We start from the raw sequence: 21,821 nt of genomic DNA, 5'->3' as shown, positions 1-21,821 counted from the left end.
TATATTTGATTATTTTGTCAGTTCAAAGGGGAATTTTCATGTTTAATAAAATCTTTAAAAACTATAAGTTCATTTTTATTTTCACATTTATAATTGAATTGGCAATGTTTTATGTATTTAATCATATAAATATTGGTGGAAGATTTTTTATTCCCGATATGGGACTTGCTCCTGTTTTTGGATTGATGTTTGGCCCTGTCGGAGGGTTGGGTTTTGCTTGCGCTACTTTTATAAGTGAGATGTATTGGGGAGGAAATATCATTGCAAACTTTTTGGATTCATTGATTCTATTTTTGATATCTGTGTTCTCTTATAAATTATGGTATCTATTGCCTCCTAAGGACTCGTTCACGCCTAAGTTTGATTCCCTGTTTAATATTTTGAAATTATTGTTGGTCATGTTTTTAAGTTCTTTAATGTATTTGATGTTGTTTTTAACTTCATGTTTAGTATTTCCGTCTATTATGGGTGAGTTATATTCTTTAACAAGTTTCACTAATCATATTTCATATGCATTCAATCTTTTTGACTTTTCACTGATTTACTCTTTGATTTTAATTAGTATTTTCAATATTCTTAAAATTCCTTTGACAATACCTAAAAAATTTGTGACCAGATTGAATTTTCCGTATAAATATTTTGCCATTCCAGTAATTCTGATATTGGTATTTATTGGAATGACTCAGGAATTTTTAAAAGAATCTGTATGGAGTTATATTTTCTTTATATTGTCTTTCACTTCTATAGTTATTTTTAATTTAAATACTTTTGATGTTGGTCCTATTCAATATTCTAAATATTATTCCATTATAGAAAAAATCATTTTTATCTTTTTAATTATCATGATGGTATTTTCCTTTGGAATTTTTGACAATATGTTCAATAGATTAATGGGGGTATCTTTTCTAAATGGATTGAATGCAGGTTATATTTTCATGATTACTCTGGGCGTGTTGATATGCATTTCGATTTTGCTTACTTTGATTCATGTTTATTTTGTTGAAAAAATTTTAACAAATCCAATTAACGTCTTGATTGATGCTACAAATAACTATATTAGTGAAGGAAAATTGGAAACTCCTAAAAAAGTCTCATTCAGACTGAAAAATTTCATGCAAAATGAGGATGATATTTCCGTGCTGTTTAACTCATTCAATGCATTAAGTAAACTTATAAGAACTAATTTGGATGACCTTAAAAAATCTACAATTGAAAATGAGAGATATGAAACTGAATTCAATATTGCACATAACATTCAAATAAACATGCTGTCTAGTGATTTTGAAGTATTCTCATCAGGTATGCCTTTTGAGATTAATGCCTATATGAGTCCTGCAAGAGAAGTGGGTGGTGATTTTTATGATTATTTCACAATAGATGATGATAATATTGTATTTGTAATAGGGGATGTCAGTGGTAAAGGTATTCCTGCAGCTTTATTCATGGTTAAAACAATGCATTTAATTAAAAATCATTCCAAGTTCCATGATAATCTCTCGGAGGTATACGAAAATGTTAATAATTTGTCATGTGGGAGAAATAGTGATAATTTATTTGTAACATCATGGATTGGCAAATTAAATATTAGAACTGGCGAATTGTCTTTTGTAAATGCGGGTCATAATCCTCCTTTGCTGAGGCGGGATAATGGTGATTTTGAATATTTGAATACTTCATCAGATTTGGTTTTGGGGGTAATGGATGACATGCTGTATACTGAGCATAAACTCAATTTAAAATCTGGAGATATGGTATTTTTATATACTGATGGGTTAACTGAAGCCAATAATGATTATCATGGTTTTTATGGTGAAGATAGATTAAAAGATGTTATTAATAAAAATAAAGATCAAAAATTAAGTCAGATAATATATGAAATTAATGAAGATATATTTAGGTATTGTGGTACTAAAGAACAATTTGATGATTTGACAATGCTTATAATTAAATTCAATGGTGATTAGATGGTTAATGTTCGCAATTTACTCCTTTCTAAAAAATTTATTTTATTGTTTTCCATATTGATGGAATTTATTACAATGGTGTTTGCATTCATTGTCTTGGGAGGATTTGAATTTGCTGCAGATATTTTTGTAATTCCAATTTTATGTGTTATATGGGGGCCATTTGCAGCATTGGGTTGTGCTATATCTCAAATTTGCATAGGTATTATTTTTGATAGTGTTCATTGGTATTATTATCTGTTTGATTCTGTTATATTGTTTATTGCAGGGACATTAGTTTGGAAATTATGGTATTCCTGTTTATCCAGATTTGGCTTTGATATTCCAAATTTAGGTAATTATGCTAGTTTTATTAAAATATTCGTAGTGTATGCTTGTTTTTATGCAGCAATTAGAATTACTGGATTTTTACCTATTGAATATGGGCTGTTCTTTGATTTCGAAACATCTTTTCCAATCTCAATGTTGTTGATGATGGGTGTAATATATATAATCAACTACTTTAAAATTCCAGTTTACACTCCTCAAAAACAGTTCAGATCAATTTTACCCGAAAAGGTATTTTCTATCATGTGGATTTTTTTGACTGTTTCTGGAATAATAGTTTTCATTACATTTGATGATATGAATCTGATGTTGTTTATAATTCCAGTGGCAATCATCTATTTGTTTAGACCATATGAATCGTCTGTGTTCAAACTTAAACGGGTTATCAATATTAATTTAATCCAAAAAATGACATTTTCCGTGTTCTTGATTTTTTTTATGATAGAAGTAATGATGGCGGGTTCATATATTTTCAATAACTATCAAATGATTTTAGAATTAATTAAAAATGGTGGAATGTACTATCAGATTTTTAAATTTTCAAATGATATTTTTACATTTTTAATATTATTTGTTGTTCCTTTCTTGTTTTACTTATATTTCCTGGAAAAGAATGTCACCAACCCTTTAAATAAGATATCCAATTCACTTAATTTTGATACGGGTAAGGGTGATGAGAATTTAAAGATAAAAGAAAATCTGGAATCAATATCTTTAGACAATGAGATTAAATTTTTGGCAGATTCACTGATTAAGATGGAAGGGGATGTTGCTAAATATCGTGAGAAACTGCTTGAAGTCACAGCTGAAAATGAAAGATATGAAACTGAATTGTATTTGGCAGATTCTATCCAATCTTCGATGATTCCGACTGATTATGATAAATTCTGTGAAAATAAGAATTTTGAAATTTGGGGTTTTGTGGAAGCTGCACATGAGGTAGGTGGAGATTTCTATGATTATTTCCAAATTGATGATGAAAATATCGGATTCGTAATTGGGGATGTTAGTGGCAAGGGAGTTTCTGCGGCGTTGGTAATGGTTGAAGCAATGACCTTAATTCAAGATTATGCTAAACACTACGAGGATTTGTCTGAGTGTTTTTCTGAAGTAAACAATTTGATTTATGAAAGGAATGATGAAAATCATTTTGTAACTTCTTTGTTGGGAAAACTAAATTTAAAAACAGGTAAATTACATCTGGTTAATGCTGGTCATAATCCTCCTTTATTAAAACAAAACAATTCTTTTGAATATTTAAATATAGATTCTGGTTTGGTTTTGGGCATTATGGAAGATGTGGATTATAAAGTTCATTCAATAAAATTAAGTCCTGATGATGAATTATTCTTATATACTGATGGTATAACTGAAGCCAATACTGAGTATAACGGTTTTTATGGTGAAGACCGTTTAAAGGAAATATTGAATAAACATTCTTCAGATAATCTCGATGTAATAATATCATCTGTTAAGGAGGATATTGATAGATATTGTGATTATCAGGAGCAATTTGATGATATGACAATGTTGATAGTTAAATTCAAATAAAAAAAAGAAAAGTAAGTAGAATTATTCTACTTTGAAACCTGCTTCTTCAACAGCTTCATTAATGTCTGCATCACTAACATCTTCAGACATTGTAATTTTTGTTATTCCAGAATCTAAATCTGCTTTAGCATCATCAATTCCATCAACATCTTTTAAACAAAGTTCAACAGCATTTACACATGATGGGCAGTGCATTCCTACAACTTTAATTTCTTTTTCAGCCATTTTAAATCACTCTTTTTTTATTGATATGTAGTATTATGTAATTGGATTATTTAAACTTTTAGTCATACCTAATTTTTGGCATTCATTGTTTGTATGTGTGTAGTTAACTAATGTTGCTGAGTATATTATTACTATGACTGACCCAATATTGTGGATTAATGCTCCGACTATTGGATTTAGTATTCCTATAATTGCTAAGACCATTGCTAAAAAGTTTAAACCTAATGAAAAAGAAATGTTTAGTTTAATTGTTTTCAATGTTTTTTGTGATATTGCAATTAAATGTGGTAGTTCCTCAATGTTGTCATTAATTAATGTAATATTTGAAGCATCTACAGATATATCACTTCCAATTTTTCCCATTGAAATTCCTACATTTGCTTTTTTAAGTGATGGAGCATCGTTAATTCCATCACCTATCATGGCAACCTTATTATTTTTTAACTGTCTTTTTGATATATATGCACTTTTATTTTCGGGCATGCATTCAAATTCTGCATTTGAAACTCCAACTTCCTTAGCTATGTATGATCCTGTTTTTTCATTATCTCCAGTAAGCAATGTTGTTTGGATTCCCATATTTTTTAATTGTCTGATGGTGTTCTTTGAATTGTGCCTTAGGATATCTGATAGTATTACATTTCCTAAAATTTCATTGTTTTTAGCTACAATTATTTCAGTTTCATTGCTGTGTAAATGAGTCTTTTGTGAAATTTCAATATTTTCGATGTCAAAAAGTCTTCTGTTCCCGGCAAGTACCAAATTGCCATCAATTTTTCCTTTTACTCCTTTTCCAATTATCATTTCAAAGTTATCTACATCTTTTAAATCTTTTTTACCATAGTAATTAACTATTGATTTAGCTAAAGGGTGCTCTGATTTTGATTCGAGCGATGCAAGTAAAAGCATCATTTCATCTACATTTTTTGATTGGGTGCGGGTCACTTTTGGTGTTCCATAAGTTAAAGTCCCTGTTTTGTCAAATATCAATTCATTAACCTGTGCCAATTCTTCAATGGATTCTCCGTCTTTAACTAAAATTCCATGTTTTGTCAGATTTCCAATGCTTGCCATGATAGCTGTAGGTGTAGCAAGAACTAATGCACATGGACAAAATACTACTAGAATTGTAACGGACCTTATTATATCTCCTGTGAATATATAAGTTAAGATTGATGAGAAAAATGCGATCAGTACAATCCATTTGGCCCATTTGTCAGCGGTTCTCACGATTTTTGCATTTTCTGGTTTTGATGATTCTACAAGTTTAATTAATTTTTGAAGAGAACTGTTTTCTGCAGTCTTTGTTGCTTTCATGGTAAATGATCCATAAAGATTTATGGTGCCGCTAAAAACGTTATCCTTTGCAACTTTATCGACAGGTAGTGATTCTCCTGTTAATGTTGATTGATTTATGGATGTTTCTCCATTTGTGATTATTCCATCAGTTGGAATGCTTTCGCCAGGTAATACTTTTAGGATATCTCCAATTTTTATTTCAGCTAATGATATTTTTTCTTCAATGCCATTTTTAATTCTTGTTGCTTTTTGAGGAGTGATGTTTACGAGTTCTTCTATTTTGCCTTGTGTTTTTGATACGGTATATTCTTCTAAAAATCCTCCGATTGCCATAATTGTTGCAATTTCTCCTGCAGCAAATATCTCTCCAATAATTACTGATGCAATAATGGCTATTGAGACAAGCAAATCTGCAGTTATGTCAAATTCGGTAATTAATCCATCTATACATTCTTTAAATATGGGTATTCCACAAAGTATTATAGCAACCCAAGAGAGATAGTTAATAGATAATGTAAAACTTGCGATAATGCTCATTGTGGAAATCACAATCAATGTAATATCTATCTTTTGTTTTTTGTCAAATTTCAAATTCATATTAAACAGCCCCAATAGTATAGGTATACCCCCATAGGTATATAAAGTTATTTTAAAAAAAATTAAAGTCTGGAGTAGTATTCCAATATTGAAGAAATATCTCCTAGTGCATCGTCTGAATCTCCATTTTCTATAGCTTCTTTAACGCAATGTTCCAAATGTCCTTCGACAATAATGTGTCCAACTTTGTGTAATGCTGATTTCGATGCATTTACTTGCATTAATATTTGTTCACATGGAATATCTTCATCAATCATACGGTCTATAGCATTTATCTGGCCTATGATTTTTTTCAGTCTTCTATGTAAATTCTCACTATCCATACATTGTTTCAAAATAACACAACCTATACCTATATGGGTATATATGTATCACTATATATAAACCTTTAGTTTATGATTAAGTTATGAATTAATTTATCAAAAACTTTAAATTATTTAAAAATCTTATAATTATTTAGATTATGGTAGGAGATATCATGGATATTATAAAAAATTATAATGATAAAGATTTAACAATTGAAGTTGGAAATCGTATTGATACCGTTACTGCTCCTGATTTTGAAAATGAAATAATGGATGAAATGGGTAAATTTGACTCATTAACTCTTGATTTAAGCAATTTAGAATATATTTCCAGTGCTGGTTTAAGAGTATTGGTTTTAGTTCAGAAAAAATTAAAACCTGATGATATTCCATTTGTTATAGTTAATGCAAATGATACTATTAAAGAAATATTTTCAATGTCTGGTTTTGATAAAATTTTGACAATCAAATAATTTTTTTTAATTAAATAGCTTATTTTATTGAGCTATTGTTACTTTTATATTTTATATTAAAAAGAGTCTTTTTTTTAGTTAATTATCTTTTTTAAAGATAAAATCTGTTTTAAAATTTAATTGATATAATTTAAAAAAATAAAAAAAAGGAGGAAAATTTCAAGACTATGCTTGATTTTCCATTTCTTCAAATTTGGCCGGGAAGTAGGTGTCTACTACATACTCGAGCCCATATTTTGAAAAAGATTGCTGTTCTGCTTTCTTACCAATCTTAAGCATTTTTTTGATTTCTGTTTGCCAGAATTCATCTTTGTACCTTGGGTCTTTAGAAAGCTCTTTAAGTCTCATAACGTCAACATCTTTGAGTTTATCAGTTGGCAAGTCATAATTGATAATGTCTGATGCAGTTACTCCAATGAATTTAGCATCTGGAGTAGCTAACTGATGGTTAACGTGAGCTAATTTTGCACTTCCTGAAATAATAACCTGTGCAATGTGGAATCCCCAAGGGTCTCCGTCGTTACAGATGTAAACTGGTAATCCAAGCTCTTCATTTACTCTTTTAATGAATCTTCTTGTTGCACGTGCAGCTTGTCCTTTTAGCCCAACAATCAAACAGTTAAATCTTTTATGTGCATTTTCCTGAACTAATCTGTGGAACATTCCCATGGTTTCCACTGCCAATACTTTGTCCACTTTATGATCCAAGAATTCCACTTGATCAATGGTAGGGGAAATGGTATAACCTGATTTTCCCATGTGTGCTGCATTAACTTCCACTTCATCTAAAAGGGTGATATCTCCGTAAACGGATGCACCATCTTCCTCAGGCATTAATCCTAACTCTTCACGGGTAGTACCTAAAGTTACTTCCAAGTCTTCTCCAACAATGTTGGATTCTTGTTGTGTTTTAAAACTTATTCCCCAACCTTCAGACACATAATACATTTCCCTGATGGTTGCGGTTTTTTCACGTGCTACAAGGTCTTTACAGAAATTACCTACATAAACCATTTGGCCCAATTTTCTGATTTGTTTCACGTTACCTAAAGACCTTTTTCCGAATCTGTCTCCTAATACATAGTATCTTTTAGCATCATCGTAAACAATGTTCCCAGTTCCTCTGGAAGGGACTCTGATACTAGGAACTTTTTTCTGTTCAATGTTTTCGATAATCTCTTGACCTAATCCGGTAAGTTTGTTAAGAGTGTATTGTTTTCTTTCCTCTTTATGTGATTTTTTTACATCAGTCATTTAAATCACCTATTCCTCAAACTCCTCATCATTATCTCCATCAAAGTTATCTAATGTGGTATTTTCACCATCAACGGTGCGTCCAAATTCATCAACTTCTTCCATAATGAGTGCATCAAGTTCTTCTTCTTCCTCTTCTTCTTCAACTTTTTCTCCAAGCAATTCTGCAAGTGCTCTTTTAGTAACTTTTGCCAGTACTTCCTGATATTCAGGAACTCCGGTTTCACCAAGTTTTGCAGCTTCTTCAATAATTACGGGGACATATTCTTCAAATACTTTTGAACGTTTTTCTTTTTCTTTAGCTGCTCTTTTTGCTCTAAGGTGTTTTTGAAGTTTACGAGCTAATTTCATGGTTGCTTGTCTGATTTCATGGACGATTTCAGGCTCTGGAGATACACTTTGTTTACCTGTTGAGAGGTAAGGGACTTGTGTTGAGATGATATTTACAAATAATGTTAACGGGGTGCTATCCATATCTTTAAGTCCATAACGTTTCCAGTCAATACTTTTAAGTGCTTCTGTAATAGCACAGCTTCCGGCATCAAAAGTCAATGGAACTCTATTTGCAAATCTCATGATTTCAGATTTTCTCTGTTCATTTACTACTCTACCTGCATTTCCTCCATAGGCAAGACCTGCTTCAATAATAAATGAAACCCCTCCCGCATAGGTAACCGGTTTTCTTGTAATTGTGGTTACAAATTCAGGTTTTAATATTTGTTTCATACCTTTTTCAATCTGTTCTGATCCAATTGGTATAAGTCCGTCGGTTGGAGGTGCCATAAATTTCATTTTTTTGAAGCAGTGGACAATAGCTTCAGCTTCTTGGAAAGTCATGTCTTTTGGACGTTTGTTCATGTCTATTCCTGTCATTTCTGCTATTTCATCTACTCTTTTGGCAGACATTCTTGACATTGATGAAGTCAACATGCTTTTGTATCTTCTGCTGTCAGTATTTTTCGCCATTGTCATCAAGTCATCAGCACTTACACCTTTAGGGTGTGGTAATACTTCTTTAGGTTGTACTGGAACAATATCTGCTGCTCTTTTGAAGATATATTTGTGTCCTGACGGGTCTCTGAAAGTAATTTTTGCATGAGGGTTACCAATCATTGTTCTTCTGATGTATTCAAAAGCACCTTGTTCGGCTAAGGAGTAGGATACTTCTTTGAATTGCAATTCAATACATACTCCTGTGCTTTCTGCAGGGTAATCCTCTCTTTCCATTAAAATTCCACGGTTGTTTTCAACATCCATTTGGAATTTCATTTTAACTCCTTTAATTTCATCTCCATCTTTATAGCATGAAATTACGTGAGCCGGTTTACCGGTGGTCATTTGGGATAAGAGTACACAACCACTACAACCCAAACCTTGCTGACCTCTTGACTGGATGTTTCTGAATTTTGATCCTGCAAACATCATACAGTATACCTGCATAACATAGTCTTCAGGGATTCCAGGTCCATTATCTCTGTGTCTTAAGATGTAATGTTCTTTATCAACACGTTTTAACTCAATATCGATATCAGGTAATATTTTAGATTCTTCACATGCGTCAAAACTGTTTGTGATCAATTCGTGGAAAACAATAGTCAATGAACGGATTTTACCGGTGAATCCGAGCATTTGCTTGTTTTTTCTAAAGAACTGTGATGGGGTTAACCTTTGAAAGTCCTCTTCCCAATCAAGTCCTACTTGTTGTTGAGCCAAAATTTTTCCTCCTTTATGTATATATGTCTAAATTTATTATGGCTTGATATATTTAAATCAACTTAGAGAGCATTTGAAAAGTAATATTTATACAGTACCCTATCTAACTTGTTTAAATATGTGGTAAAATAATAATTTAAAAACATGTAAAAATTATAGTTTTTATACTATGCTATCTATATATGTGGGTTTCAGTATATAATGCTTTGCCATTATCTCTGTAATTTTTATAGGTATCTTTTATTAAATTGATTTAATTTTGTAATCTTTATTCCAATTCATAAAATTGAGTTTAATTTGACTCCATAAAAAATAAATTTTCACTGGCATTAAGTTAATTTAAAAAAAATAAGGTTTAGGAGTCATACTCCTAAAAATCATTTTCATCAAATTCAATTCCATCTTTGAATTCGATTTTATCATCTTCTATTCCAACTAAATCCTTGAATTCTTTCATTTTAAGTGTTTCTTTTTTGTGTTCTAAGAATCCATAAACAGATTTATGTCTGGAACCATTCAAAATCATTTCAATAGCTTCTTTTGCAACCATGATGTTGTCCATTTCACCGATTAATGAAACAGTTTTGCCGTAAACTGCCATGTCAACTTCAGCCATTTCCATGATTATTTCACGTGTTTTACCATCTTTTCCAATGATTCTACCTTTGTGTCTTGCAAGGGCTTTTTTGGATTTTCCTATGTATAATGGCAGGCTGATTACTTCCAGATATATTTCGTCACTAACTAATTTAAGAGCAACTTCCGGATTAAATCCACGAGCCACAGCTTTTACGATATGGTTTGCATTCCAAACTCCTAGTGGGTCTTCCATATTTTCTCCAGGTGTGATATAAACTGTACCTTCATCACTATCAATGTCCAGAAGGGTTCCAGTTGCTTTTTCAATGGATTTTTTCACGCTTCCATTGCTTCCAATCAATGCCCCTACTCTATTTTGAGGTATTTTCAAATAATCTGTTTCTGGCATAATATCACCTTTTTTTAGTTAATAATATTTATTAAATCTATTTTATTTAATAATTTCTAAAAAGTAGATAGAATTTAAAGTTTTATTATTTTTAAATGTTTGTATTAAAATTTAGGATTGACATATTCCCAAATTTCATCAAAATTAGTTTTAACACCTAACTTGCTGTATTCGCGAACAAGAGTGTTAATGTCTCTTTCAAGCAGTTCTTTTGAAATAGGGTTGTCAAGAACAACGGACTGTGAAACATCGATAATTACTGGTTCTTCATTTAAATTTAAGATGTTATAATTGGATAAATCTCCATGAACTAACTTTGCTTCGTTTACGAACAGTTTCAATTGAACCAATAATTTGTTGAAAAATTCATCTGGATTTTTTGGTGGTTGGTTTTTAACAGGCTGTGCCGGATTTCCATCATCGTCTCCAATAAATTCTATAAGCAATACATTATTTGCACTGGTAATTGGTTTTGGAACATTTACTCCGGCCTGATAAAGTCTGGTTAAGTTTTTAAACTCTTTTGTAACCCATGAATAAATAATTTTTCTTTTGTTTTTTGTTTTTATGTTAAATCTTGGATCACCTTTGAGGTAATAATCCATTTTTTTAAAATCAGATGTAGCAATTCTATATATTTTGACTGCTACGAATTTTTCATTGTCGGTAATGCCTGTAAGTACATTAGCTTCCTTGCCGGTACTTATTGCACCATTTAAAATGTCAATGTATCCTTGGTTAGCTAATTTGTATAATGTTTCTAATGTAATTTTGTCAAAAATTTCATTACCGGTTTTTCTATCGGAACTGTCCTTTTTTCTTTTTTGGGAATGTAATTTTTGATGTTTAGCATCAGCTTTAGCAACTTTAGGATCCATTTAAATCAAAAAAATAAGTAATAAAGGCTTACATTTTTAGGTAGCCTTTTCTTTCAAGCCAATTGGATTCAGTTTTTGTGTATCTCCAGATCACATCAGCTTTTTCATCTGCCTGGAAATCCCATGGTTTAACGAGGATTACATCTCCTTCACGAATCCAAATACGTTTTTTCATTTTTCCAGGAATTCTAGTCATCCGGATATTTCCATCAGCACAGCGGACTTTTAATTTTCCGTGTCCCATAATTTGTTCAACTACTCCAGGGATTTCTCCTTTTTTAGGAGTTCTTACCCTTCTGTATTCTTGTTGTTGATTTTGATTAGGTTTAGACAAATACTCTCCTCCAAAAATATAATAGCTTTTAAGCATAAGATTAAATTATTTATATATTTATCAAGATATTATATATTAAGTTATTGGATATTATATAAAGAGGATACTATGGGTACTGAATTTTTAAAAATTAAGGAATGCGATGAGGCAATTGATATCATTCAAAAATTATTCGATGACAATATCAAACCTCAAAGCGAGGAGATTGATGTAAGTGAAGCTTACGGTAGAATTTTATATGAGGATGTTTACTCCAGAATGGATTTTCCTCCATTTAATAAGGCATTAAAGGATGGATTCGCAATTTTGTCTGAAGACAGTTTTGGAGCTTCAGAAGAATCACCGAATACTCTTGAAATCATTGATTTTTTGGAAGCAGGTTCCACAACGGATAAAAAAGTTGAAAAAGGTAAATGCATTGAAATCAGTACTGGTGCAGCTATGCCTGAAGGGGCTGAATCTGTAATCATGGTTGAATACTGTGAAAAATTGGATGATGGTAAGGTCAATCTTCTTACAACTGCAACTCCCTCTCAGGATGTTGCTAAAAAAGGATCAGACATTGAAGAAGGTAAATTGATTCTTAAAAAAGGTGATTTCTTAAATCCTGGTAAAATTGGAGTTTTGCTTTCACAGGGTTTTGAAACTATTGAAGTTTACAAAAAACCTTCTGTAGGTGTTATATCCTCCGGAAATGAAATAATGATGCAGGGTGAAGAGTTGTCATATGGTAAAATATATGATGTTAACGGAAACATGATTAAAAATGATGCAGTTTCCTGTGGGGCCAATGCGAAATTCCTTGGAATCATGAGGGACAACTATGATGAAGTAAAAGAAAAGATTACAGAATCCCTTAATGAAGTTGATGTATTGCTATGTTCTGGAGGAACTTCTGCAGGTCTTGGTGATGTATTGAAACATGTTTTGGATGAATTGGGTGAAGTTTACATTCATGGAATTTCAGTCCAGCCGGGCAAACCAACTATAGTGGGCGTAATTGATGAAAAATTAGTTATAGGTCTTCCGGGCAATCCTGTTTCAGCTTTAATGATATTCAATGCTTTCGTTGCTCAGCCTTTAACAAAATTGGCAGGAATTGATAAGGATTTTGAGCTTAAAACGGTTAAAGGCAAAATGACTAGGAGAATTCATTCTCCTGTTGGTCGTATGCAATATCAGTTGGTAAAAGTTAATGGTGAAGATGTCCAACCGATATTTAAAGATTCAGGAGCAATTTTCTCACTTTCTAGTGCTGATGGTTATGTCAAAGTTCCAAAATCAGTCGAACTTTTGGATGAAGGTGAAAAAGTAGAAGTTTATTTATTTAATTAAGATTAAAATTTTAGTAGGTGTTATTAATGGAAAGTGAAGTTAAAGTGATTCCAGAACAAAAATTAGCGGTTATTAATTATAAAGGACCAATTTCAGATTTGGAAATTTTGGTTTCTAAATTGATGGGCTGGGTTGATGCTGAAGAGATAGAATATGAGGGTGAGCCTTTCATCGTTTATTTCTCACCAAGACATGAAGTAAATCAAGGTGATGCTGTATATGATGTAAGTATTGCAATTAAAGAAGATGCAGATGAAAAGGATATGATTCGTGTTGTTGACATGATTGAAAATAAGGTATTGTCAGGTGTCCATTACGGGCCGGCGGATACTATTATGGATACTTATGCTGAACTTGTTGAAATCGCTCAGAAAAATCATTATGATATTATAGGTTCCCCAAAAGAAGTTTTAATAAAGAATTTCCACAATTGTGATGATGAAAAAGATTACGTTACTGAAATTCAATTGCCGATTATCGAAATGTAGGTGATTTTATGCCTAAAAAAGAGGAAAATATAGATGAACAAGTTGAAAAACTTGCTCGTAAATCCAATTTAAATATGAGAAAATCAGAATATGCGTTTGAAAAGCAGCTTAAAAAATTGGATAAAGATATTGACAAAATCGTTAAAGAAAAAATAAATGATTTTGACAATAATAAGCAATTAACTAAAGAGTATCTTACTCAGGACTATTCACAGTCCACCATTAACAGATACCGAGAAAAATTAAAGAAAATTTAATTTTTTTTCTCTTTTTTTAATTTTGACCGACAACCCTTAGGTTATGGGCCAACAGCTTAGGAATGATATATGGTCCGTATTGTTTGATTTCAGAGTTTATTCCTTCTACTTTTTTCATGATTTCAAAAATGTTTCCTGAAATCATCGCTTTGTTAATTGGATCGGTAATTTCACCTTTTTCTATTTTAAATGCATTGTTTGCTTCCACTGAAAAGTCTCCAGAAATTGGATTAGCAGTATGTGCTCCAAGCACACTTGTAGTTAAAACTCCTTTATCAATTTCAGACATGTCTTTCATTTCACCAAACTTGAATTCAAGGTTTGATTGTGAAATCATTGGGGTTGTCAGATAACTTCCTCGGTATCCATTTGAAGTTGTTTCGGCACCTACTTTGTTTGCAGTATAGATGTCATAAATAAATGAGTTTAATTTACCGTTCTTAATTAATTCTGTTGCTTTTGAAACAGTTCCTTCGCCATCACATTTTGTAGTGTACATTCCTTTTTCCAAAAGTGGATTGTCAATGATGCTTAATTTAGGATTTGTTATTTCGATACCTATTTTATCTTTTAAAATAGATCTTCCTCTTCTCACATTTTCACCGTCAAATGCATTTAGGAATGTTTGAAGAAGTCCTGTGGCAGCATAATAATCTAAAACAACACTATAATTGTCAGTTTCTATGGGTTTGGCGTTTAAGGAATTTTTAGCTAAATCACACACTTCAGTAGCTAGTTTTTCACCATCCAAGTCATAGAACCTTGAGGATGTTGAATTATATGCTGTTGCAATTTCACCCTCATTTTGGATTGTTACAGACAATCCCATGCCAAATCCAGTTCCTTCATTTTCTATGGAAACTCCATTTGAATTCAATATCAAAGATTTTCCTGCGGTTGCTGAGAAACCTGATCCGGTAACTTCACATCCGCTATCTGTTGCTTGTGAAATAACACTTTTCAATAATTCCACGGATTCGTCTAAGTTTAAATCATTGAATTTCTTATCATACACATTATGAACATCTTTTACGGTTTCCACTTCTGCAAATGAGTAATTTTCATCAACTTTATTTAATTTTGTATTTTCAATGGATTGTTTTGCAATTTCAGAAATTTTATTTAAGTTTGATGTAAATGCAAATCCAATTTTATTGTCTTTAATTACTCGAATTCCTATTCCGGTTTCAATTTCTTCCTTTGCAAAGTTCAATTCATCCTGTTTAGAATCGAGTTCAATTGATTTGGATTCATCAACATAAATTTCAAAAGCATCACATTTATTTTCAACTTCTTTTTTTGCTTTTTCAGCCATTTCATAAATCATGTTATCACTTATAATGCAAATTTCTCAATAGCTTCGGCAACACCGTCACCAAATTTATTTTCACAGGTGTATGTGCTTATTTGCTTTAGTTTATCTTCAGCATTTCCAACCGCTATCTTATATCCTGTTTCTTTTAAAAAATCTTCATCATTTTCGCTATCGCCTATTGCCATTACATTTTTCATGTTAATTCCATTTCTTTCACATAAATATCTTAGTGAAGTTCCTTTGTTTACTCTTTTGTCAGTAATGTGTAAGGCAAATCCGCTGTCGTAGAGTTCTAATTGGTCAATGTATTTGAAATCTTTCAATGCATCCTCAAGTTCTTCTCGTGCTAATGTTTTATAGAATACTGTTTCTGTCAAGCGATACATATTGTCGTGGGAAGCATGTCTTTGGAATTTATCACCTAATTTCTCTTTTAAATGTTTTTCTGCGGAATCAACGAAGTCTCTTTCAACCATTGTTTCGACGGCATTGTTGTTTTCACCTTCTTTGAAAACAACTCCTCCATTTTCCGCAACCAGTCCTCCACTACATCCTATCAATACTTCTGTTGCATAAGCGTAGTTAACTACATTTCCGGTAACGATGATTGTTGGAATGCCTTTAGATTCTGCTTTTCGTAATGCTTCAATTGCTGAGATGCAAATCTGTCTTTTTTCATCAGTAATTGTACCGTCGATATCTACTGCAATTGCTTCTATTGTCATTTTAATCACTTTCTTGAGTATCTGTGCGCAATATTGCATGTTCCTTCTTTACTAACCATGCATGCTCCAATAGGATGTAATGGATTGCAGGCTTTTCTGAAGAGTTTGCAGTCTTCAGGTCTTGCAAGACCTCTTAAAATTGGTCCGCAGATGCATCCTTTTGGGGCTTCATTAACGTCTTTTACTTCAATGTCATATTTTTCACGTGCATTGAATTCAGAGAATTCATCTTTAATTTCTAGAATTGAATTAGGTATTTTTGGAAATCCTCTCCATTCTCTTGAAGTTACATCAAATACTTGGTCAATCATGTCCTGAGCAATTTCATTTCCTTCTTCCCTAACTGCTCTTTTGTATTCATTTTCAATTTTCGGTGTTTCGTTGTGAATTTGTCTCAAAATCATATAAACAGACATTAATATATCTAATGGGTTGAATCCTGCTACTGCTTGAGGTATTCCAAAGTCAGTTGAGAAATATTCGAATGGTCTTGTTCCAATAATGGTACATACGTGCCCAGGTTGTATCAATGCATTCAAACTTGTCTCTCCAGAATTGATTAAAAAGTCAATTGCAGGTGGAATTAATCTGTGACATGAAAGTACTGAAAAGTTTTCCGGAGGTTTTGCCAATAGTTCTGCTGCAGTTGTAGGTGCTGTTGTTTCGAAACCTGCAGAGATAAAAGCAACGTCATTATCTTCTTTTTCAGCTATTTCTATAGCTCTGTTAATTCCATATACTACTCTAACATCTCCTCCTTCAGCTTTGGCATCTGCAAGGGACCTTTCAGAACCAGGAACTCTTAGCATATCTCCGAAGGTGGTGATTGTAACACCTTTGTCAATAAGTTCCAAAGCTTCGTCAATTTCACGGGAGGGAACTACACAAACAGGACAACCCGGCCCGGCAATAATTTCAACTTCATCTGGAAGCAGGCTTCTTATACCATTTTCCATTATTGTGTGTTCATGTGACCCGCAAACGTGCATTATTTTTACGGGTGTTGATAATTCGTTAATTCTTTTTAATAATTCTTGTGACATATTTTTCATATTCATATTAACACCGAAGATTTAATATTACATTATAAATATATTTATTTGTATTAATTAAATTTTATGTAATTTTTAGGGATTGTTATGTTTAATAATAATAAAATTTTAGTAGTAATTCCAGCAAGAAGCAGTTCGGGTAAAATTCCTCGTAAAAATTTGCGTTTATTAGGAAATAAGCCCTTAATTTCTTATTCAATCAGGACTGCTAGGAATTCTCAGTATGTTGATGATATTGTCGTTGCTACTGATGATTCCGAAGTTGCGTTGCTTTCCGAAAAATTTGGAGCTAGTGTATTTAGGTATTCAAATGATTCCGAAGAGCCAATTTCAATTGATGCGCTTATATACAATGCAATGATTCAAAAAGAAAAATTAGCTTTAGATGAATATGATATTGTAATCACCCTCGAGCCGTCAGCTCCTTTGCTTGAAACACAAACCTTAGATAATGCTATTGAAAAATTTGAAGATTTTGCTATTGATAGTGTAGTTACTGTTGTGGACGATAGGCATTTGAACTGGGGGTATGATGAAGAAAATCAAAGGTATTTTCCATTATATATCAAAAGGGTTGAAAGAGATTTGCTTCCCAAATCTTTTAAAGAGACAGGTTCTTTATTGGCTACGCGAAGGTCTTTTGTCTATGAAAATTCCCGTCTTGGAACTAATATAGATTTAATAGAATTGTCTAAGAAGGAAAGTATAAACATTGTGGACAATGAAGATTTATTGGTTGCAGAAAATTATCTTCAAAAGAAAAGAATTGCTATTGTAGTTGATGCAAACGATGAGATGGGGACTAGAAATCTGGACAGATGTTTATCCATAGCTTCAAAATTATTTTTTCATGATATTTTATTTCTTATTGAAGAATCCCGTCAGTTAGGTATTAATATTTTAAATAAATATAAATATCCTTTCCATGTTTATGATGGTGAAGATGAATTGTTTGAAAAATTAAAACAGTTCAGCCCTCATATTGTTGTTAATGATATTTTGGATACTTCTTCAGATTATATTCTCAAATTAAAAAATGAAGGCTATTTTGTTGTAAACTTTGAGGATTTGGGTGTCGGCAGCGAGTTTGCTGATGTCGTTTTTGATTCATTATATGAACAGGATTCATCCCAAAAAAATATTTTCACAGGTTATAAGTATTACATTTTAAAGGAAGAATTTTATTTCCAACCTCAAAAGATAATTACTAATGAAGTAAATAATGTATTGATATATTTTGATAGGGCGGATTCTGATAATTTAACTGAAAAAGTGTTGAATTCTATTTTAGCTACTAATTTTAATGGTAGAATTAATATTATTTTAGGATTGAACTATCCTGATAAGGAAGGTTTCATATCTAAAATTGAAATTAATCCTGCGATTCAAGTTTATACTGATACTTCAAATATCAGTGAGTTCATGTTTAAAGCAGATATCATATTCACATCTGCAGGCAAACCAACATATGATGTATGTTCATTAGGTGTTCCAACAATTTGCCTAAGTCAGGATGAACGTGAATTGACTCATGTATTCTGTGGTGATGTTACAGGATTTATTAATTTAGGTTTAGGTTCTAACATAAGCCAAAATGAGATAATGGAACAATTTGTGGCTCTTGTCAATAACTTTGAAAAAAGACTTGAAATGAATGAAAAAATGTTAGCGGTTGATTTGAAAAATGGATTTGATAATGTTTATTCTGTCATAAAAGAAGAATATAGGAAATTTATATTGAACAGGTAGGTCTTAAATTGAATATTTTTAATAAAAAGCCATTTTTAATTGCAGACATTGGATTTAACTTTTTTGACATTGCTGAAAAAGAGGGATTGTCTGAAATGGATGCTGCAAAACTAATGATAGATGAGGCAAAATCATGCGGTGTTGATGCAGTAATGTTTCTATCATATACTTTGGAAAATGTTTTGGCTTTAAAAGATTCCACTTGTTGGGATTTTTCTGATGAACCTATTGATTCTCAATTTGAATTATTTAAAAAATATGGCAAATTTGGGGTTTCCGAATTCAAGGAGTTATCTGATTATTGTAATGATGTAGGAATCATGTTTTTATCTACTCCTTATGATTTTGAGTCTGCTGATTATTTGGATGAATTTATGAATGTTTTCAGTATATCTTCTTCAGATTTAACAAATATTCCTTTTATCAGACATATTGCATCTAAAAATAAACCGATATTGCTTTCTACTGGAGCATCCACTTTAAATGAAATTAAAGCTGCAATTAATGCAATTGAAGATGTTTCCTCCGTTGACATTGCAATTATGCATTGCGTTTTGTCACATCCTACTCGTTATGAGGATGCAAATCTTTTGATGATTAAAGATCTCGTCAATAATTTCTCTGATTATGAAATAGGATATTCTGACCATACAAAATCTGATGAAAACATGATGATTTTAACTACTGCATTCAATTATGGTGCTGTTATTTTACAAAAGCATTTCACATTAGATAAAACTTTACCTGGTAATGATCATAATCATGCAATGGATCCTGAGGATGTTGTCAAATTAAAAAATAATCTTGTTTTTTTATCTAAAATCAATGGTCGCATAAATAAACAGCCTTTAATCTGTGAATCCTCTACAAGAAAAGAGCTTAGACGTTCTATTGTTGCTAAAAATGATATTGAAAAGGGTAAATTCATTGATGAGTCGGACATTACATTTAAAAGGCCAGGTACTGGAATTTCTCCTGCTGATTTAGATGACGTTGTCGGGAAAATTGCAAATATCAATATTTCAAAAGATACATTAATAGATTTTGGGATGTTAAAATAATAATGGTTGGTGATGTGGTGTTTAAAAGTAATTTTATTTATTCGATTGTGATGCATTCGTTAGGACACATGTCAACACATGTTTCACAGTAACTGCATTCATCTGGGTCGTTAATAGTAAGTTTTCCATCTTTAAGAATTAAAACTTCCATAGGACAAACATCAGTGCAATCTCCACAATCGTCACATTTTTCTCTATCAATTGTAATATCTGCCATTTCATAATCTCCAATTTTTTATATACTTTTTTATTAAACTTTTACTATTTAAATATAATTTTTTTTTTAATTTAATTTATTGATGAAAGTTTAAATTAAAAATAAAAAAAGAAATTAAATTTCTGAAGAACAATCTGCAGAGTACTTGTTAATTAAAACAGCACATTTGTCTATTGTTTCAGAATCTAATTTTATTGTACTGGTTTCGATTTTATTCAATAGTTCTTCGATAAACAAGTCTTCATCGGTTAAAGGCATATTGATTACAACAACTTCATTGTTAATGAATCCGACTAGCGGTTCGACAAAACAGTTTCTAATATTGTTGTCGTTAAGGAAATTAATTAAATCCTCACCTAAACTCAATGCCTTTTGCTTGATTTTATTATCTTGAGAGAACTTAGCCTGTTTAGTAGTATATCTAAATTTACTTCTGTTTTCAGGGGTGAGGACTTCTTCAATTCTATCTTCATCCAATTCATTGGAATTTATAAGGCTTAAATTTTCATTCTCTGATTCCAATCTAAGTGTAGGATTGTATTTCTGTGAAAGAAGTGCATATATTCCGGTTGGACCAACTACCAAATGGTTAATACTTGCTGAAGAAGTTGGAGTTTTGACATTGTAGAAAACATAATAATCATCAGGGAGAGTTAATAAATGTTCTCTGATAATTCTTGTTCTTTCTTCAGTTTCCTGTACATCACGAGTTTTATAAAATCCATAAATTAAGATAATCACACCGACAAACAAAGTGAAGATACCTATTCCGCTATTGATTATTAAAATTTCAATTATGCTTAAAATGAATATGACCGCTCCAATAGCAATGAATGTAGAATTTGAATCCATATTGGGCATATTAAATTCTGGCCCTCCATTTTCAATAAATGAAATATTTGATTCTTCAACACCTTCAGTTGGTTCTTTAATACTAATTTTATCTATAAAACTTCCGAAAGAATTGTTAGATTTACTATGATCTATTTTTGGATAAGTTTCATTGATTCCTTTCATAAATTCATCTTTAAGGAAATTTTTCATGATTTTGTAGTCATTAGTTTTTGGTACTGCAAATTCTTTTCCAAATTTAGTCATGACAGCTTGAGGTATGGTAGTTCTAGCAGTTCTAACAGATTGAATTTCTTCTAGTTCTGCTTCTTGCTGTTTTTTCTCATCATCAGCAATTTCTAACATATGTTCTTCTGAAAAAAAGTTTTCTAGTTTATTAGTAATTGACTTTAAGGATATGTTATCTTCTGTTTCAGGTTCTTCTGGTGTAGCTTCTTTAGATTTAGTTTGTTCTCTGAATTTTGCAACTTCTTTTTTCCTTTCTTTCAGATAATTGTCGAGTTCCTTATTCATATCATCATCAAGATATCTTAAAGAACCTCCACAACTGTCACATTCGTAATCAAGTATGCTATCGCTACTTTTAATTTTATATTTCAATCCACAATCTTCACATTGAACGATATATGAATTGTCATATCTGAATGAATCTATAAAGGATGAATGAGATTTTTTGCTCTCATCAGAATACTCTTCTAAATATTCTAGCTCTCCTGCACATGAAGAACACTCGAATGTACTTATATCATCGTTATCATCGAGTTGGTATTTTGCACCACAGTTCTTACAGCATACAACTTTCATATTATCCTCTTTAATTACTTGTTATGATATTATTTTTTTATTTTTTTTATTATATATG

General features: G+C 31.5%; 21 protein-coding genes. 8 read left to right on the top strand and 13 right to left on the bottom strand.

Annotation, left to right across the window (positions count from 1 at the left end):
* The coding region (locus Q0P94_RS04080; protein WP_295114057.1) for a PP2C family protein-serine/threonine phosphatase at positions 1-1,964 on the top strand (1,964 nt) is incomplete at its 5' end.
* Positions 1,965-3,842, top strand: a complete 1,878-nt coding sequence (locus Q0P94_RS04075) for a PP2C family protein-serine/threonine phosphatase (protein WP_295114055.1) — start codon at positions 1,965-1,967, stop codon at positions 3,840-3,842.
* A gap of 21 nt (positions 3,843-3,863) precedes the next feature.
* Here the strand turns inward: Q0P94_RS04075 and Q0P94_RS04070 are convergent, their stop codons facing one another.
* The 3 genes from Q0P94_RS04070 to Q0P94_RS04060 all read right to left on the bottom strand — a co-directional run bounded on the left by Q0P94_RS04070 (position 3,864) and on the right by Q0P94_RS04060 (position 6,298).
* A complete protein-coding gene (locus Q0P94_RS04070) occupies positions 3,864-4,067 on the bottom strand; it encodes a heavy-metal-associated domain-containing protein (RefSeq protein WP_295114053.1) in 204 nt (67 codons plus the stop codon).
* A gap of 33 nt (positions 4,068-4,100) precedes the next feature.
* Positions 4,101-5,963, bottom strand: a complete 1,863-nt coding sequence (locus tag Q0P94_RS04065; protein ID WP_295114051.1) for a cation-translocating P-type ATPase — start codon at positions 5,961-5,963, stop codon at positions 4,101-4,103.
* Between the two features lie 62 nt (positions 5,964-6,025).
* Positions 6,026-6,298, bottom strand: coding sequence for a metal-sensing transcriptional repressor (locus Q0P94_RS04060; RefSeq protein ID WP_295114049.1), 273 nt, complete (start codon positions 6,296-6,298; stop codon positions 6,026-6,028).
* A 143-nt stretch (positions 6,299-6,441) separates the two neighbouring features.
* Here Q0P94_RS04060 and Q0P94_RS04055 point away from each other — a divergent pair, with 143 nt between their 5' ends.
* Positions 6,442-6,741 carry an STAS domain-containing protein gene (locus tag Q0P94_RS04055; RefSeq protein ID WP_295114047.1) on the top strand — a complete coding sequence of 100 codons (300 nt, stop codon included), beginning with the start codon at positions 6,442-6,444 and terminating at the stop codon, positions 6,739-6,741.
* 165 nt (positions 6,742-6,906) lie between these two features.
* On the opposite strand, the gene Q0P94_RS04050 is transcribed toward Q0P94_RS04055, so the two are convergent.
* The 5 genes from Q0P94_RS04050 to eif1A form a co-directional block, all read right to left on the bottom strand.
* Positions 6,907-7,995 (bottom strand): DNA topoisomerase IV subunit A, encoded by a 1,089-nt coding sequence (locus Q0P94_RS04050; RefSeq protein ID WP_295114046.1) that lies wholly within the window; start codon positions 7,993-7,995, stop codon positions 6,907-6,909.
* Positions 7,996-8,004: 9 nt separating this feature from the next.
* Complete coding sequence (top6B, locus tag Q0P94_RS04045) at positions 8,005-9,708, bottom strand: DNA topoisomerase VI subunit B (protein ID WP_295114044.1); 1,704 nt, start codon at positions 9,706-9,708, stop codon at positions 8,005-8,007.
* A gap of 370 nt (positions 9,709-10,078) precedes the next feature.
* The gene (locus tag Q0P94_RS04040; RefSeq protein ID WP_295114042.1) at positions 10,079-10,696 is read right to left on the bottom strand and encodes a KH domain-containing protein; all 618 of its coding nucleotides are present in this window, start codon (positions 10,694-10,696) and stop codon (positions 10,079-10,081) included.
* Positions 10,697-10,800: 104 nt separating this feature from the next.
* Positions 10,801-11,574, bottom strand: coding sequence for a serine protein kinase RIO (locus Q0P94_RS04035; protein ID WP_295114040.1), 774 nt, complete (start codon positions 11,572-11,574; stop codon positions 10,801-10,803).
* Positions 11,575-11,602: 28 nt separating this feature from the next.
* Entirely contained in the window at positions 11,603-11,944 is a 342-nt protein-coding gene (gene eif1A / locus Q0P94_RS04030; protein WP_295114038.1) for a translation initiation factor eIF-1A, read from the bottom strand.
* Between the two features lie 72 nt (positions 11,945-12,016).
* Here eif1A and glp point away from each other — a divergent pair, with 72 nt between their 5' ends.
* From glp to Q0P94_RS04015, 3 genes are read left to right on the top strand one after another with little or no spacing between them, the layout of a single operon-like run.
* Complete coding sequence (gene glp / locus Q0P94_RS04025; protein ID WP_295114036.1) at positions 12,017-13,243, top strand: gephyrin-like molybdotransferase Glp; 1,227 nt, start codon at positions 12,017-12,019, stop codon at positions 13,241-13,243.
* Positions 13,244-13,269: 26 nt separating this feature from the next.
* On the top strand, positions 13,270-13,731 hold the full coding sequence (locus tag Q0P94_RS04020) for a GyrI-like domain-containing protein (RefSeq protein WP_295114034.1): 462 nt from the start codon (positions 13,270-13,272) through the stop codon (positions 13,729-13,731).
* Positions 13,732-13,739: 8 nt separating this feature from the next.
* The gene (locus Q0P94_RS04015) at positions 13,740-13,988 is read left to right on the top strand and encodes a hypothetical protein (RefSeq protein WP_295114032.1); all 249 of its coding nucleotides are present in this window, start codon (positions 13,740-13,742) and stop codon (positions 13,986-13,988) included.
* 16 nt (positions 13,989-14,004) lie between these two features.
* On the opposite strand, the gene Q0P94_RS04010 is transcribed toward Q0P94_RS04015, so the two are convergent.
* Genes Q0P94_RS04010 through hypD form a run of 3 tightly spaced genes read right to left on the bottom strand, consistent with a single transcriptional unit; the run spans position 14,005 to position 17,080 of the window.
* The gene (locus tag Q0P94_RS04010) at positions 14,005-15,315 is read right to left on the bottom strand and encodes a TldD/PmbA family protein (protein WP_295114030.1); all 1,311 of its coding nucleotides are present in this window, start codon (positions 15,313-15,315) and stop codon (positions 14,005-14,007) included.
* An 8-nt stretch (positions 15,316-15,323) separates the two neighbouring features.
* On the bottom strand, positions 15,324-16,028 hold the full coding sequence (locus Q0P94_RS04005; RefSeq protein WP_295114028.1) for a phosphoglycolate phosphatase: 705 nt from the start codon (positions 16,026-16,028) through the stop codon (positions 15,324-15,326).
* Positions 16,029-16,033: 5 nt separating this feature from the next.
* Positions 16,034-17,080 (bottom strand): hydrogenase formation protein HypD, encoded by a 1,047-nt coding sequence (gene hypD, locus Q0P94_RS04000; protein ID WP_295114061.1) that lies wholly within the window; start codon positions 17,078-17,080, stop codon positions 16,034-16,036.
* A gap of 87 nt (positions 17,081-17,167) precedes the next feature.
* On the opposite strand from hypD, the gene Q0P94_RS03995 reads away from it, so the two are divergent.
* Entirely contained in the window at positions 17,168-18,829 is a 1,662-nt protein-coding gene (locus Q0P94_RS03995) for a cytidylyltransferase domain-containing protein (protein ID WP_295114026.1), read from the top strand.
* A gap of 8 nt (positions 18,830-18,837) precedes the next feature.
* Positions 18,838-19,890, top strand: a complete 1,053-nt coding sequence (locus tag Q0P94_RS03990) for an N-acetylneuraminate synthase family protein (protein WP_295114024.1) — start codon at positions 18,838-18,840, stop codon at positions 19,888-19,890.
* Positions 19,891-19,927: 37 nt separating this feature from the next.
* On the opposite strand, the gene Q0P94_RS03985 is transcribed toward Q0P94_RS03990, so the two are convergent.
* Together Q0P94_RS03985 and Q0P94_RS03980 are read right to left on the bottom strand one after the other, a co-directional pair.
* A complete protein-coding gene (locus Q0P94_RS03985; protein ID WP_295114022.1) occupies positions 19,928-20,107 on the bottom strand; it encodes a 4Fe-4S binding protein in 180 nt (59 codons plus the stop codon).
* A gap of 114 nt (positions 20,108-20,221) precedes the next feature.
* On the bottom strand, positions 20,222-21,763 hold the full coding sequence (locus Q0P94_RS03980; protein WP_295114020.1) for an NERD domain-containing protein: 1,542 nt from the start codon (positions 21,761-21,763) through the stop codon (positions 20,222-20,224).
* Positions 21,764-21,821: the final 58 nt, after the last annotated feature.

Source organism: uncultured Methanobrevibacter sp., from assembly GCF_946184425.1.
Taxonomy (GTDB): Archaea; Methanobacteriota; Methanobacteria; order Methanobacteriales; family Methanobacteriaceae; genus Methanocatella.
Note: the sequence above shows the minus strand (reverse complement) of the source record. Positions and strands in the feature narration are given on the sequence as shown.